Raw genomic sequence first — 15,545 nt, 5'->3', positions numbered from 1 at the left:
TCCAATCCTGTTCAGATTTGAGAGTCTGTCAGGTTTTGATGGAATCGGGTTGGGCTTTCTCAACACTCATCGCGCGAGTTGACTCTGACAAACTCTAGAACCCTGCATCCGCTCCCAGCAGCACCGACAGTTTCGGCGTCACACACCATTCGGCCACCAGCGTCCGGTATTCCTCGATCACCTTTGCGTCTGCTTTCGCGCCCGTATGGACGGCGCGCAGCAGGGTGTTGCGGGGGGTGTGTTCGGAGGGGACGAACTCGATAATTTCCGTCCGGTATCCGGCCTGCCGCATCAGGCTGGCGCGTAGGGCGTCGGTCATGACATCGGCGAAGCGTTCGCGCAGGATGCCGTGCCGGGTCAGCAGACCATAGGCGGCGGGCGGCTCCCCGGCGCGCAGCTGCTTTTGCAGGTCATGGTGGCAGCAGGGTGCAGCCAGCACATACTTGGCGCCCCATGTAACGGCCCGGGCCAGGGCATCGTCGGTGGCCGTGTCGCAGGCATGCAGGGCCAGCACGATATCGGCACCGTCCACCGGCGCCTCGGCAATCGTTCCTTCCATGAAGCGCAACCCGTCCCAGCCCAGGCTCTGTGCCAGTTCGGTATTGCGTTCACGCGCCTGACGTTTGGTATCCACGCCCGTGAATTCCACGGCCAGCCCCCGCACACGCGACAGGAAGCGATAGGCCGCGAAGGTCAGATAGGCATTGCCGCAGCCCAGATCGACCACGCGCAGCGGGCGGTCTTCGGGCAGGTCCGCCCCCTTCAGCACGGCATCCAGGGCGCGGATGAATTCCTCCACCTGCCGGTACTTGTCCTGCCGTGTTGGCTTGATCCGACCCTCGGCATCAGCAATGCCGACCGCGCGCCAGAAGGGATCGGCGGGGTCCAGAAGGCGCGGCTTGGCGCGGTCATGGTCCAGCGCGCGTTCCGTGGGTGCTGCCGCTGCCGTACGGCTGATCATCGCCTCCCCCTTCTTGGTGATGCGCAGTTGCACCGTGGCGTCCAGCGTCTCCACATGCCAATTGCCAAGCCCCAGGGCCAGCAGCGCGTCTACGGCCTGTTCGGCGGCGGGGCCAAAGGCGGCGTTGCTGGTATGGGCCTGCCGGTCATCATAGGCGACGGTCTGTAGATGCGCGCCGGCCTTCAACGCCACAGGTCGCAGCTCCACCCGCCGCCAGGGCGGGGTTATGTTGCGCATGCGCCCGCTGGCCACGGCGCGCACCAGCCGGTCCCCATTCAGCAGCAGGGCGCGGATTTCGGCAAGGGCGGGGGCAAGGGGGCTGGCCATGGCAAACGCAATCAATCATCGTGGGCGGGAAAGGGGCCGCATCCTATGCGCCCGTCCGCGCCCGCGACCAGTGCTATTCACACGCTATGGCCGCCAGTTGGGATCATAGGCGGGGCGGTCCATCTGCATCGTGTCGCCATTGCGCACATACCAGCCGCGGCCATGGGTGCGCCCGATCAGCTTCATGGCGGGTGTGTCCAGATGCTGGCTGTCGGCATCCAGAACGAACCGGTCGGCCACATGCGCCACAAGCACCTCGCCCAGGATCAGGGTCTGGCGCGGGCCGGTTTCGATCACGCTGTGGCGGCGGCATTCGAAACTGGCGGGTGCGCTGGCGATCAAGGGGGCGGCGATCACGCTGGCGGGAGCGGTCTCAATCCCGGCATAGGCCAGTTCGTCCACCTCCGGCGGGGCGTCGGCGGAACAGCGGTTCATGCGCTGGGCGTCATCCTCAGACACAAGGTTCACCGTGAATTCGGCGGTGGCCAGGATATTGGCTGCCGTATCCTTCAATCGCCCGTCGGGTCGGTGCATCAGCCCCAGCGCCAGCAGGGGCGGGTCATCGCCCACCATGTTGAAAAAGCTGAACGGTGCGGCATTACGCACGCTATCGGCGGACACGGACGTCACCCAGGCGATGGGACGCGGGGTGATGGTAGCGGTCATGATCTTGTACCGCGCCGATGGCGGCAGGGCGCGCAGGTCAAAGCGCATGGGGCAGGGTCCTTGAAAGGCCAATCTTACCCGTCAGTTAGGACCAGCCCCCGCAGCACGGCAAGGGGGCGGGCACGCAACCCAGGGGCCATGTTTTTCGTAAGCGCGGAAAATACCTGACATAGTCTGTCAGGTATCGGCCTGTACAAGGGGAGCAGTTCAACAAAGGAACCCGATCATGACCGATACAGTTATCCCCACAGGAACCGGACAGGGCGACTTCGCCTTTCTGAATGGCAAATGGCATGTGCAGCACCGCAAGCTGAACGGACGGCTGGTCGGGTCTACCGATTGGCAGGAATTCACCGGCACCTGTGAGGCGCGGGAGGTGATGGCAGGCTTGGGCAATTGCGACGACAATATCCTGCATGATCCCAGCGGCACCTACCGCGCCGCCACCTTTCGCCGGATCAGCCCCCGGACGGGGCTGTGGAACATCTGGTGGTTCGATGGACGCCATGGCGAGGTCGGCGCACCCATGCAGGGCCGGTTCCAGGACGGGGTGGGCACCTTCCTGGCCGATGACACGCTGGACGGAAGGCCCATCAAGGTGCGCTTCATCTGGTCCCACATCACCCCCACCAGTGCCCGCTGGGAACAAGCCTTCTCCCCCGACGGGGGAGAGACCTGGGAGGTGAACTGGTACATGCGGTTTGAGCGGGTGGGTTGATCAGGCCGCTTCCGGCTTGGCGTGCCGTTCGTAAAGGAACCGCAGGACCGATGCCCGATAGCCGACATAGCGGGCATCATCCGACAGGTCCAGGCGGCGGCGCGGGCGGGGCAGGTCAACCTCCAGCACCTCCCCGATCGTGGCGGACGGGCCGTTGGTCATCATCACGATACGGTCGGACAGCAGAACCGCCTCATCCACATCATGGGTGATCATGATGATAGTGCTGTTCAGGCGGGTCTGGATTTCCATGACCGTGTCCTGCAGGTGCGCGCGGGTCAGGGCGTCCAGGGCCCCGAACGGTTCATCCATCAGCAAAACCTTGGGTTCCATGGCCAGCGCGCGGGCGATGCCCACGCGCTGCTTCATGCCGCCCGACAGCTCATCCGGGCGCTTGTCCACGGCATGGTCCATATGGACCAGACGCAAGTTGTGCAGGGTCCAGTCATGGCGTTCCGCCGCTGACTTGGCAGAACCGAACACCTTGTCCACGGCGAGGCGCACATTCTGATACGCCGTCAGCCAGGGCAGCAGGGAATGGTTCTGGAACACCACGGCCCGGTCGGGGCCGGGGCTGTTCACCTCCTGCCCGTCCAGGATGACGCCGCCCTTGCTGGCCCGCGTCAGGCCCGCGACGATGTTCAAAAGCGTGGACTTGCCGCACCCGGAATGGCCGATGATGGAGACATACTGGCCGCGTTCAATGGCGAGGTTCACGTCCGTCACGGCATGGAAGGTGCGGCCTGCCACCGTGAAATCCATGCCGACATTTTCAAGTGAAAGGTAGGGATGGGTCATGGGAGATGGTCCTTGTTTCCGATCGCTGCCCCCCTTCCTCGTCATCCCGGCGAAAGCCGGGACCCAGGGGCAACACGACAAACGTTGACGCTGCACTTGATAAAGGGCCGGATCGGCTGGCGCTTGGCCCTGGGTCCCGGCTTTCGCCGGGATGACGAGGGCGTCAGCTAACCTTGCGGCCAGCGATGCGGTTGCCGATCACGGTGATGATGCGGTCCAGGATGAAGCCGACCAGCCCGACATAGACCAGCGCCAGGATGATCTCGCTCATCAGTGAGCTGTTCCAGGCATCCCAGATGAAGAAGCCGATACCGACCCCGCCGATCAGCATCTCCGCCGCCACGATGGCCAGCCAGGACAGGCCGATGCCGATCTTCAAGCCCGTAAAGATGAACGGCACGGAGGAGGGCAGCATGATGCGGAAAAAGAATTCCAGCGGCGACAGGCGCAGCACGCGGGCGACATTGCGGTAATCCTGGGGGATCTGCCGCACACCGACGGCGGTATTCAGAATGATGGGCCAGATAGAGGTGATGAAGATCACGAAAATGGCCGACGGGTCCGCCTGCCGGAAGGCGGCCAGCGAGATGGGCAGCCAGGCCAGTGGCGGCACCGTGCGCAGCACCTGGAAGATCGGGTCCAGCCCGCGATAGGCCAGGCTGGATTGCCCGATCAACACGCCCAGCGCGATGCCCGTCACCGATGACAGGGCAAAGCCCACGGCCACCCGCTTCAAACTGGCGGTCAGATGCCAGAACAGGCCCTTATCCACGCCGCCATTGTCAAAGAACGGATCGATGATCAATTGCCAGGTATCGCTGACCACCCGCGACGGTGGCGGCAGGGAGGAACCGGCCCCGTGGCAGGCCACCTCCCAGATACCCAGCAGGGTGACCAGCGCCAGCAGCAGCGGCAACAGGTCCAAGAGTTTCTGACGTGCCCGCATCAGGACGGTTTGCAGGGTGGCGGCAAGGGCGGAAAGCCCGCCGCCACCCTGCACCCGCGCCACGGGGCCATTCTCGCTGATCGTCGACATGGTTTATTTCCTCCCCCAACTCAGGCGATACGCTTGATGTCGTGCGATGCGAGATAGGCCGCCGGGTTGGCGGGATCGAAGCTGCGGCCATCGAAGAATTTCTCGATACCGCGAGAGGTGCCGGCGGGCAGGTCGGCGGCGCCCGCGACCTTGGCGGCGTCGCGCCACAGGTCCTGGCGGTTGACCTTGGCGATCAGGGCCTTGGTGTCCAGATCGCCCGGCAAATAGCCCCAGCGCTGATCCTCCGTCAGGAACCAGAGATCATGGCTTTGGAACGGGTAGGAGGCGTGGTTGGCCCAGTATTTCATGATCTCCGGGCTGTTCTTCACGACGCGCCCGTCGCCATAATCGATGGTGCCGGTGGCGCGGCCCAGAATATCCTCCACCGGCACCTTGAACCATTCACGGCCAGAAACGATCTGGCACATTTCCTCCTTGTTCTCCGCCTTGTCGCACCAGATCTGTGCCTCGATGATGGCGGTCAGCAGGGCCTTGGCGGCGTTCGGGTTCTTTTCCACCCAGTCGGCGCGCATGGCGAAGCTCTTTTCCGGGTGGTCGTGCCAAAGCTCACCGGTGGTCAGGGCCGTGAAGCCGATGCCCTGGTTCACCAGCTGCGCGTTCCAGGGTTCGCCGACACAGAAGGCCTCCATCGTGTCGACCTTCATATTGGCCACCATCTGCGGCGGCGGGACGACGATGGTGGAGACATCCTTGTCCGGGTCGATGCCGTTGGACGCCAGCCAGTAGCGCATCCACAGATCATGCGTGCCGCCGGGGAAGGTGACGGCGCATTTCACCTCCTTGCCCTCGGCCTTCTGCTTGGCGAAGGATTCCTTCAGGCCCTTGGCCTTGGTGGTGATGCCCATCTCCTTGTACCGGTTGGCGACGGAGATGCATTGGCCGTTGGTGTTCAGCCGCGCCAGGATGGCCATGGGCAGCGGCTGGTTGTTCTTCGTCACCTTGCCCGTGGACATCAGATAGGGCATGGGCGTCAGGATATGGGCGCCGTCAATCCCGCCGGCCCCGCCACCGAGTTCCAGATTGTCGCGCGTCGTGCCCCAACTGGCCTGCTTAACGACGTTCACGTCGGGCATGCCATATTTGGCGAACAGCCCCTTCACCTTTGCCACGATCAGCGGCGCGCTGTCGGTCAGGGCGATGAAGCCCAGCGTGGCACCCGTGACTTCCGGTGCGGCGGCGGCCCAGGCGGCACCGCCGGGCAGGGCAGTGCGGGCGGCGGTCAGAATGGCTGCGGCACCGGCGGCCTGCGCCGTCCGGGTCAAGAGCGAACGGCGGGTCAGGCCGGCGGAAGGCTTGTCGGTCTGGCTCATGATACGCGGGCTCCCCTGTTCCGGCCTTGGGGCCGGGCTGAAAATAAAAAAGGCGCTCCGACGATCAGCAGAGGCCAATGGCCCATGTCTGTCATCGGAGCGCCGTTGCTCCAGGCGATCCCAGCGTCGGAACCGCAATTTCGGCACCGCGGCCCCGGAGCGTTACCGGCCCGGAGAAAAGGCATCGTCACCTTCATGCCGCGAGTGCGAGAAGGCTTTTGCGAGAAGCATGCCAAGTGCCGATGTCGCGAAAGGCAATTGTTTAATTGTTGTTTATCAAGCCTGTGGCTGATGGATTTTGGTTGCCGGGTGATGGTGGCGGCCAGCCTGTGCAAAGAAAACGTTCAAGTTGCAGAAGTTGGTGGCGCGGATTTGTGCAAATGCGGGGGCGGGTGATTTTTTGGCGCTGGTGCGGCAGTGCCAACCATCCCTTCTGTCCTCGTTGCTCGGTTGGTATCTCAATTTGCATTTCTCAGTTCCGCATGTATGCAATAAGTGCGTGTATTTTTAATTTTTCATGCGAACAAAACAATCGTCCGGCCTATAGTAAACAGTTTATAGAAATATGACTTTTATGCGTTCTAGGTAGAAAATGGCCTGAGTGCCTGATCGCTGAGGTCTGGGCCGCCATGGCCGTTCCAAACACTGCCTTTTGTCAGGCAATTCCAGGGGAAAGAAATGGACGGCATTAATGGAGCGGCCGAAGTTGTACTGGCCGTAGGCGCGCTGGGTACGGCAGCTTTTGGCCTTGTTGATGCTTCCAAGGCGATATCAGGTGGCATCAGTCTTGTCGGTTTCAAACATATTCGGACCGCCTTGAAGCCTTTTGCACCGGCTTTGGATCAGACGGTCGATAATTGGCAAAATCTGCTGCGCAGCAACTGGATCAACGGTAAGCCGAAGGCTGAACAAAAGGCGATAACCCGTACGTTGATCCGGCTTAGCATCAACGCATCGACGGCGGCAAAACTGGCTGCAGCGCTGAATATTGATGGCAATACGCTCACTGAGGCGGCCGCTAACATGGCCAGTGGACAACCGCTGACCCAGCAGCAGCAGGATTTGCTTGGGCGCCTGGATGCGCTTGCCGATGCCAAGATTGATGCGGCTTTCGAACAGGCCGATCAGGCCTACCGCAACATGTCCAAACTATGTGCGTCGATTGTTGCCATCGTTCTGGCCCTGTGGGGGGGCTACCTCCTGCAAGGAGAAGATGCGGTGGGCGCGCTTGCCTATTTCGTCAGCAAGGACGCGGCATTGGCTCTACTTGTTGGGCTGTTGGCAATACCGCTGGCCCCGATCGCGAAAGATGTGGCCTCAAGCCTTCAGGCCGCCGCCTCGGCTTTGTCAAAGGTGAAGGGACGGGCGCCATGACCTGGTTCCTAAACTTCCGCTCACAGGGTGTCGGCGGGGATGTTGTTAAACCGCAGATGATGGTCGGTGATGCAAGTACAGGGGACGCCCTGACGAAGGTCTCCCCACATGATGCAATTGCCGGAGTTGAGGGCAGGGACGTTCTGTTGGTTGCCCATGGTTTCAATGTCTCACGGGTTGAGGGGGTCCGATGCCTCTCCCGTCTGGAGGCATATTTGCAGCCTGTGGAGAATGAACTCTTCGTCGGCATCCTCTGGCCTGGCGATTATTGGTTGCCGGTCATCAACTATCCTGCCGAGGCTGAAGATGCCGTTCGGTGCGGTGACCTGCTGGCGGAATATTGCAATCAGCATCTAAGGAAGGCGAACAGCCTGTCCTTGGCATCGCACAGTCTTGGTGGCCGGTTGATCCTGCAGGCTGTGGCGGGTTTGAACCTGCCACGCAAACCGCGTAGCGTCTGCTTGACCGCAGCTGCTGTGGATTGGGATTGCCTGGACGCCCAGTATGCGCAGGCGCGTGACGGGGCTGAGGCGGTGATGGTCCTGTCATCCCGGTTCGATCATGTTCTGAAGCTGGCTTATCCGGCGGGCGACCTGGTGTCTGACTTGTTCCTGGGCGACAGTGATGATCCGTTTACCGGTGCATTGGGTTTCAAGGGACCCAAGCATATAAGTGCGCCGCATCTCCACTCAGCGCCGATCCCCAAGCGCTACCTCTATGACCATGGAGACTATCTGCCGTCATCGTCGCCCGCAGCCACATCCAGTACGCAATGGCATCGTCCTGCGGACTTCATAGGTTATTGTTTCCGTCACGGCGCCCAGCCCTCGAACTGGCCGCCGTAATCGGAACCACTTTCTGATCGCATCAGTAGGAATATTCAAAGGCCAGCCAGAATTTCCGACGGTCGGGGAAGGCGCCGTCGCCGTCATAATCGGCATATTTAGCGCTGACGGTCACCTTGGGCCCCAGCTTCACCGCCGCCTCCACATCAATCTCGCTTCCATAGGAACGGTCGATCCTTTCGGCTTCGAAATCATGATACCAGAGGGCGGCGGAAAGACCGGTGATGGGGCCTGTTGCCAGCTTTGTTTCGTAACCGATACGGCCATAGGCATCGTTGATGCCATTGGCTGGTGTGGTCAGGAACACGTCGGCATAGCCCTGAAACTTGTGCAGGGTGGCCAATGGTGTCGCAAAGCCGCGCACCCCGTCGCCCTCCAGGCTTTCATAGCCACCGCCGAATGACAGGCCGCCATAGGTGGCGGTCAGTTCCAGGCCGGCATAGTCCAGCGACAGGTTGCGGGGGTTGGACTGGTAATCGGTCTGGTGGGCGTATTCAGCGGCATAGGTCAGGGTGACCTTGTCCAGAATGTACTTGCCGGATACCCGCCCGCCATAGGTTGCCGTGGACAGAAGCGGCTGTTCCTCCAGGTCCAGCAGATAGGCATAGCCGGTCACCTTGGCGGCGGGCGACAGGGTCAGGCCGGCATTGAACAGGTGGCTGTCGCCTTCAAACTCGCCCTGTGGGCTTTTATGGCCGAAGACGCGGTTGACCTGTGCCACATAGGCATAGGTCAGGTCCAGCTTGTCGATGGCCTGGGTGGTGATTTTCAGGGCATCCAGCGTCTGTTCATTCTGACGGAAGCCGACAGCGCCGATGAAACGCTGGTTATCCAGGTTCAGACGCTGACGGCCCAGCGTGATGGCGGTCTTGGTGATGCCGGTATAATCCACCTGCAGGCGGTTCAACTCCATGCCTTCCGGGTCAGCGACCAGGGGGCGACGGGTTTTGCCGTTCAGGCCATCGTTGAAGGCACTACTGATATGGGCGATGGTTTCCGCCTCTGCCAGCAGGGAGAAGCCGTTGATCTTGCCGGTCTGAAAGCCGGTGCGGGCGCGGGCGGTCTGGGCATGGGCATCCTGTGCCAGACCCGCCTGATCGACATCTTCCAGACGGTAGCGGAAATCCAGGATGAACTTGCCATCCTTCAGCAGGCTGGCGGCATCACCGGCCAGGGCCGGCTGTGCCAGCAGGGGAAGGGACAGGATCAAGGACAGGGTGCGCGCATTTTTCTGCAGCGTCATCTGAGGCTCCAAATAAAAAAAGGCGCCTAAACGATCCGGGGGTCACCCAGATGTTCAGACGCCATTGTCCGGCGGGACCGGCGGACCGGCCCTATGAAGGGGAACCGCCATTGGTCCCCGCCAGATGGTTAACGCAAGTTTCGTGCCGCAGATGCGAAGCGCTGTTTTCCTCAAACTGTCATAAAGCTGCGCCCATTTATGGTGCAGTGCCGCATGATTTTTGGGCGCCTCATTGCTGATCACTCCACCGGCAGCGCATCCCCGATCAGGGCCAGGTTCTGATAGGCGGCCAAGCCCCATTGCGAGACGCCGTTGGTGGACATGCCCGCCACCTCATCCACGGGGTTCAGGACGGCGTTACCGGCAATATGGGTGCGGGTGCCGGCAATCTGCTCGCCCTTATCGGCGAACTCCGCCCAGGCGCGGGCGGCCAGTTTCGGGTCTTTCAACTGATGCGCGGCATAGGCGGTCAGGCGGGAATGGGCCAGACGCAGGCCGCGCCCCTTCGCATCCTGACCGAACTTTGCCCGGAACTCCGCCGCCGGGGCGTTGTAGAACGTGCAATATTCCAGCCAGGCGGCGCGGTATTCCGGCACATCCAGCAGGGCCAGCAGTTCTGCATGCACCTCCACCGCGCCGAACACGGCGGACAGGTGGGAGACGCTGATCTTGTCGCCGGGACCGGAGAACTTGCCCGTATCCGCATCATAGGGCGCGCCGCCGGCCATCCAGCGGTATTTCAGGGCCGCGATGGTGCGCATGCCGTTGGTGATGCGGTCACGCCAGCGCTTGTCGCCCGTCCTTTCCCACTCTGTCAGCCACGCGGCCAGCAGGGAGGACCAGGTGGTGCCGAACCCGGCCTCGATCACGCCGGGCGGGGTAGGGTCGGGCAGCTTGCGGCTGATATCGACATTTGCCAGCGTCCGGTCGCTGTCCACCAGATCGCGCATCAGGTCACCCACCCGTTCATCAGCGGTCAGGTAGTAGTAGATGCGGCGATATGCTGAGTTGGACACGCGCGGCTGTTTGGAACTGTCGGCCCAATGCTGCACTCCGTGGCGGGTGCCAAAGCTCTTGTAGGGGCCGATATGGCAGACATCGACCTCGCCCGTGTGCCGGGTCATCGCCTCGGCCAACCGGAACACGTCCGCCCGGCCCGTGCGCAAGAAGCTGTACCAGAGCCAGAGATCGGGGGAGAGTTCGGAATTGGCCCAAGCATAGCCGCCAATGTCATAGCGCCATTCATGACGGTCGCTGTCATAGGAATGCATGACATCGCCATAGTTCCAAAACCCGTACCAGCGCCGCTGTTCCACCTGATCGCGATAGAGGTTCAGCAGGAAATCGGCCTGATCCTCGATCCGGTTGCGGGCGGGATTGCTGCGGCTGACCAGATCCCAGTCACCGAAGATGGGTACGGAACGCAGCCGGGCCGGCGGCACCATCAGGCGCGGGGGGGCGGCCAGGATGGCGGCGGTTTGGGTGAACCAGTCGCGGGCCGGCGTAGCCGGCAGGGACCAGAGATGCAGTTCGGTGGTGCGGGCGATGCCATAGGGCCGGCCCCAGCCTTCCTCATAATCCTCGTACGTGATTTCTAGGGCTTCGCGTTCCTGGGGATGGGTCTTGATGCCCAGCCCGTCATGATAGAAGCGCAGATCCATGGCAGGGGCATCCGGCGACCAGAGCCAGGCGGTCAGTTCCGCCGTTTCGGTCGCCGCGTTTCGCACATCCAGGCGGGCCGGATGGCGCTTCCAGAAATCCGCCATGGCCAGGGCGGCACCACCCGCCGCACCACCGATATAGGCCAGACCCCCGGCGCGGCGGCCCGCCTGTGCGTCGATCCAGCCATGGCCGGGCTTGGTGCGTTTACGGATGGCAAAGCCATCAGCATTGGCCTGTGATAGGGTGAAATCGCCCCAGGTCGGGATCAAGTCCAGACGCTTTGACACTGTTTCCGCCATGCCGGACAAGGCCGGGATGGCGCGGCCATCGATCTGTGCCTGACGGTAATCCTTGCCCGGATCACGGCGCAGGCCCGTCAGGGGGCGGATCGCCTCCGCCCACAGCCCGTCACCTTCGCCCGTGAAGCGCACATGCCGGTCGTGCGGCGCGTCGGACATCGGCACGGTGGCGGTGACGCCCAGGCCCCGGATGAAATCCCTGTTCTCATCCCCATCGAAGATGAAGGAATGCAGGATACGGACGGATTCCGCCCCGGCATGGAAGTAAAGCCGGATAGTGAAGGGCAGCCAGGAACGCTCCCCGTTGCGATGCGCCCCTTCCAGCTTCACCACCGCCCGCACCGGTCCCCGCTGTTCCACCGTGACGGCGGTGACGGTGCCGATGGAGCGGCGCTGGCTGACGGTTTCCGCCTCTGTCAGGTCGGGCTGATCCTGTGACAGGCAGACAAGGCGCAGGTCGCGCAGAACCGTGCGGCCATCAACAGTGGCGATGTCGATCAGGCGGTCGCCACGTAGGGGAATACGCCATTGCCGGGGGCCGGCGGTGACGGTGATGGCGTCGGCCCCTTCGCTGACCTTCACGGGCTGCGCCGGTTCTGTGGCCTTGCCGGCGGACAGGGTCAGACCGGCGGGACTGGCCCCCGCCCCGATACTGTGCGCCGACCATTTCAGCGATCCGTCGGGCCAGGTAGCCAGCGGCCAGGATTGCACCGGCACCGCCGCCCCCGACCCATCGGTCAGGCGGAAGCGCTGTGCCGGCTTATACAGGCCCTGTGGCCACGGAACGCCCCAGGTCTGGCCCAGGTGGCGGGCAGGGGCCGCACCGTCGATCCAGCCGACGGGCGTGTCGGGCGCCGATGGTTTGGCCTGTGCTGCTATGCCGGCCCCACCGCTGGCAAGGGCCGTCAGCGCCGTTGCCTGCATGAATTGCCGCCGGTTGAAGCTAGGCATGTCCATCGTCGTTTCCTTCCCGATTTGTTGTCTATAACCCCACTCGTCATCCCGGCGAAAGCCGGGACCCAGGGGCCGCTTGCCCGACCTTTCCGCCAAGCCTCAATCAAGGCAGCATCAACGGTAGTGACTGCGGCTCTGGGTCCCGGCTTTCGCCGGGATGACGAAATGGAAGAGATTCTACCACAATGTGATACAGCATCCTTAATATTGGAATTCAAATATCATATGAATATGGGTAAGGTAAGATCAAACCGGTTCAGGGAGGAAACATGGCAACCCGGAAATGGCTCATCTCGGCCCTGCTGTGCGGTATTGCCGCAACGCCCGCAACGGCACGGCAGATGGAGAAGCTGGACCGTGGTCTGGTGGCGGTGGCCGCCGATGGTGGCGTGCTGGTCGGCTGGCGCCTGCTGGATACAGACCCCACCGGCATCGGCTTTGACCTGTACCGCGATGGCAGGAAGCTGAACACCAAACCGCTGACCCAGGCCACCAGTTTCCTGGATAAAGGCGCCGATGGCACGGCCCGTTATGAGGTGCGGCTGGCGGGAGCAGCCACGGGGGCCACGGCCCAGGTTTGGCGCGATGGTTACCTGTCGATCCCGTTGCAACCGCCCGCCGATGGCGTCACCCCGGCGGGGGAGGCCTATAGCTACAACGCCAATGACGCCAGTGTCGGCGATCTGGATGGTGACGGGCAGTATGAGATTGTCCTGAAATGGGACCCCAGCAATTCCAAGGATAATGCCTTTGGCGGCTATACCGGCCCGGTGTTCCTGGATGCCTACAAGCTGGATGGCACGCGGCTGTGGCGTATCGATCTGGGCCGCAATATCCGGGCGGGTGCGCATTATACCCAGTTCCTGGTGATGGATTTCGACGGGGACGGCAAGGCGGAACTGGCGGTACGGACCAGTGATGGGACGGTGGATGGCGCCGGCGCCGTGCTGGGCGATGCCAATGCCGACTGGCGATCCCATGATGGGGAGGTGCCGCAGGCCGACCGTACCGGTGCTACCACTACGCCTGACGGGCGCAAGGTGGCGCGTGTGCAGGGCCGCATCATGAAGGGGCCGGAATATCTGACGGTATTTGACGGTCTGACGGGCAAGGCCCTGGCCAGCGCCCCCTATTGGCCCGCCCGCCATCCCGACACCAATGACCCCACGCCCGATCAGTTGCAGGCCGTCTGGGGTGATGGCTATGCCAACCGGTCCGACCGGTTCCTGGCCGGGGTTGCCTATCTAGATGGTAAGCTGCCCAGCATCGTGATGGCGCGCGGTTATTATACCCGCACAACCCTGGCCGCCTGGGACTGGCGCGATGGCAAACTGACCCCGCGCTGGCAGTTTGACAGCGCCGCGCCAGGGAACGAGGCCTATGGCGGACAGGGCAATCATCAGCTGTCGGTGGCCGATGTCGATGGTGACGGCAAGGATGAGATCATCTATGGCTCCATGGCCCTGGATGATGACGGCAAGGGCCTGTGGTCGGCGGGCCTGCTGCATGGTGACACCATGCATGTCAGCGACCTGGACCCGCTGCGCCCCGGCCTGGAAAAGTTCGGTGTGCACGAGGTGCCGTCACGCAATGGCGGCATCGGCGCTGCCATGCTGGACGCCGCCACGGGTAAGGTCCTGTGGTCCACGCCAACCGACAAGGATACGGGCCGGGGTGTCGCCATGGATATCGACCCGCGCTCACCGGGGGCGGAGGCCTGGGCCAGCAATTCGCCCTATCTCTACAGCGCGCAAGGGACGGTCATCGCCGCCAATCACCCCAAACAGGTGAATTTCGGCGTCTGGTGGGATGGCGACCTGTCGCGCGAACTGCTGGACAAGGAACAGGTCCTGAAATGGGACTGGCAGAAGGGGGAGGCGGTGCCGCTTCTGTCGCCACCCGACGTTTCCTCCAACAATGGCACCAAGGCCACGCCGGCCCTGTCCGCCGATATCATCGGCGACTGGCGGGAAGAGGTGATCTGGCGGACCAAGGATAACCGGGCCCTGCACATCTACACCACGCCGTTCCCCACGGAGTATCGTCTGGTGACCCTGATGCAGGACCCGGTCTATCGGCTGGGTGTGGCGTGGCAGAACGTGGCCTACAACCAGCCGCCGCACACCAGCTACTTCCTGGGCACCGGCATGAAGATGTCAGGAAAATAAGTCCGTTTGGACTTGAAATAAAGTCCATATGATCCCATCATCCCTCTATCGTCAGGAGGGGATAATGGGCATTGCCTTGCCGCAACAGCATGCCGAAAGCCGCAGCGCCATCGCGTTGAAGGCCTTTGGCCGTATTGTGCAGGAATGGGCCCTGACCCTGGCGGAGGCGGCGGCCCTGGCCGACATGTCGGAGAGCACCTGGAAGCGGGCGCGTCGGCCGGGATATGTGCCCGACCTGACCCATGATCAGTTGCTGCGGTTCAGTGCCGTGATCGGCATCTACAAGGCGCTATCCCTTTACTTCGAGGGGGAGATTGCCCGGCGCTGGCCCAGCCTGCCCAATCAGGGGCCGTTATTCGCCGGCGCCCGGCCCATCGATACGATGGTGGAGGATGGGTTGCCGCAATTCCTGCGCGTGCGCGCCTATCTGGATGCGCTGCGGGGGGGGATGTGAGGATCGCGTCGATCAGCGACCGCGCTCTGGTCCGTCTGGTTCCCGCCACCTATCACAAGCCGCCCAGCCTGCGCGGGCTGGTGGATAGCGATGCCGAGATGGCGGTCCTGGCGGAGATCGAGGGGCTGACCAGTAATCGTCTGATCGCGGAACGCGGACGCAATCTGCATCTCGATCGCCGGGAACTGGCCTGGACCCGGCGTCGCCATGATCTCACCCTCTATGGACAGAGCCATGTGAATGCGGCCTTCAGCTACACCCGTGCTGGCGGCAACCGCTTCAATGATGAAGGACGGGGGGCGTGGTATTGCAGCTGGCTGACGCTGACCTCCATCGCGGAGGTGGCGTTCCATCGTACCCGCGAACTGGGTTTCATCGGCATTTACCGCGACCGGGCCCGGTATGTGGAACTGCTGGCCGATTTCATCGGGGACTTTCCCGACATTACGGATGAGCCGGGCCATCCCGCCCTGACGCCCGATCCGGCGGTGGGCTATCCGGAGGGACAGACCCTGGCCTTGTCACTGCGGCTTCAGGGACACCGGGGACTGATCTATCCGTCGGTTCGCCAGCCGGGCGAACGCTGCCTTGTCGCCTTTGAACCCGGTGCGGTTCAGAATGTGCGACCGGGGGCCAGTTGGGACATCCTGTGGGACGGCACGCCGGATTATGGCGTTGAGGGTGTGACCGTAGCATAGGACCCTGGGCA

General features: G+C 62.8%; 13 protein-coding genes. 6 read left to right on the top strand and 7 right to left on the bottom strand.

Going from position 1 to position 15,545, the window contains the following annotated elements:
- Positions 1–94: 94 nt before the first annotated feature.
- Together ACODSP_RS04560 and ACODSP_RS04555 are read right to left on the bottom strand one after the other, a co-directional pair.
- Positions 95–1,288 (bottom strand): class I SAM-dependent methyltransferase, encoded by a 1,194-nt coding sequence (locus ACODSP_RS04560; protein ID WP_488964444.1) that lies wholly within the window; start codon positions 1,286–1,288, stop codon positions 95–97.
- An 84-nt stretch (positions 1,289–1,372) separates the two neighbouring features.
- Positions 1,373–2,002 carry a flavin reductase family protein gene (locus tag ACODSP_RS04555; protein ID WP_488964443.1) on the bottom strand — a complete coding sequence of 210 codons (630 nt, stop codon included), beginning with the start codon at positions 2,000–2,002 and terminating at the stop codon, positions 1,373–1,375.
- 178 nt (positions 2,003–2,180) lie between these two features.
- On the opposite strand from ACODSP_RS04555, the gene ACODSP_RS04550 reads away from it, so the two are divergent.
- Positions 2,181–2,672, top strand: a complete 492-nt coding sequence (locus ACODSP_RS04550) for a DUF1579 domain-containing protein (RefSeq protein ID WP_488964442.1) — start codon at positions 2,181–2,183, stop codon at positions 2,670–2,672.
- On the opposite strand, the gene ACODSP_RS04545 is transcribed toward ACODSP_RS04550, so the two are convergent.
- The 3 genes from ACODSP_RS04545 to ACODSP_RS04535 form a co-directional block, all read right to left on the bottom strand.
- Positions 2,673–3,470, bottom strand: coding sequence for an ABC transporter ATP-binding protein (locus ACODSP_RS04545; protein WP_488964441.1), 798 nt, complete (start codon positions 3,468–3,470; stop codon positions 2,673–2,675).
- A gap of 163 nt (positions 3,471–3,633) precedes the next feature.
- Complete coding sequence (gene ntrB, locus ACODSP_RS04540) at positions 3,634–4,506, bottom strand: nitrate ABC transporter permease (RefSeq protein ID WP_488964440.1); 873 nt, start codon at positions 4,504–4,506, stop codon at positions 3,634–3,636.
- 20 nt (positions 4,507–4,526) lie between these two features.
- On the bottom strand, positions 4,527–5,837 hold the full coding sequence (locus tag ACODSP_RS04535; protein ID WP_488964439.1) for a CmpA/NrtA family ABC transporter substrate-binding protein: 1,311 nt from the start codon (positions 5,835–5,837) through the stop codon (positions 4,527–4,529).
- A 678-nt stretch (positions 5,838–6,515) separates the two neighbouring features.
- Here ACODSP_RS04535 and ACODSP_RS04530 point away from each other — a divergent pair.
- A complete protein-coding gene (locus tag ACODSP_RS04530; RefSeq protein WP_488964438.1) occupies positions 6,516–7,211 on the top strand; it encodes a hypothetical protein in 696 nt (231 codons plus the stop codon).
- The gene (locus ACODSP_RS04525; RefSeq protein WP_488964437.1) at positions 7,208–8,056 is read left to right on the top strand and encodes an alpha/beta hydrolase; all 849 of its coding nucleotides are present in this window, start codon (positions 7,208–7,210) and stop codon (positions 8,054–8,056) included. Before ACODSP_RS04530 ends, ACODSP_RS04525 begins: the two co-directional genes overlap by 4 nt.
- 22 nt (positions 8,057–8,078) lie before the next feature.
- On the opposite strand, the gene ACODSP_RS04520 is transcribed toward ACODSP_RS04525, so the two are convergent.
- A complete protein-coding gene (locus ACODSP_RS04520; protein ID WP_488964436.1) occupies positions 8,079–9,299 on the bottom strand; it encodes a hypothetical protein in 1,221 nt (406 codons plus the stop codon).
- Between the two features lie 239 nt (positions 9,300–9,538).
- Complete coding sequence (locus ACODSP_RS04515; RefSeq protein ID WP_488964435.1) at positions 9,539–12,217, bottom strand: exo-rhamnogalacturonan lyase family protein; 2,679 nt, start codon at positions 12,215–12,217, stop codon at positions 9,539–9,541.
- Positions 12,218–12,483: 266 nt separating this feature from the next.
- Here ACODSP_RS04515 and ACODSP_RS04510 point away from each other — a divergent pair, with 266 nt between their 5' ends.
- The 3 genes from ACODSP_RS04510 (at position 12,484) to ACODSP_RS04500 (ending at position 15,534) form a co-directional block, all read left to right on the top strand.
- Positions 12,484–14,382 (top strand): rhamnogalacturonan lyase, encoded by a 1,899-nt coding sequence (locus ACODSP_RS04510; protein WP_488964434.1) that lies wholly within the window; start codon positions 12,484–12,486, stop codon positions 14,380–14,382.
- A gap of 64 nt (positions 14,383–14,446) precedes the next feature.
- Positions 14,447–14,836: an antitoxin Xre-like helix-turn-helix domain-containing protein gene (locus tag ACODSP_RS04505; protein ID WP_488964433.1), complete on the top strand. Its 390-nt coding sequence runs from the start codon at positions 14,447–14,449 to the stop codon at positions 14,834–14,836.
- Positions 14,833–15,534 carry an RES family NAD+ phosphorylase gene (locus ACODSP_RS04500; protein ID WP_488964432.1) on the top strand — a complete coding sequence of 234 codons (702 nt, stop codon included), beginning with the start codon at positions 14,833–14,835 and terminating at the stop codon, positions 15,532–15,534. The genes ACODSP_RS04505 and ACODSP_RS04500 overlap by 4 nt, the downstream gene beginning before the upstream one ends.
- Positions 15,535–15,545 lie beyond the last annotated feature (11 nt).

The organism is Niveispirillum sp. FG156, from assembly GCF_057809555.1.
The sequence above is the reverse complement of the archived record's forward strand: the minus strand, read 5'-3'. Positions and strand labels throughout refer to the sequence as shown.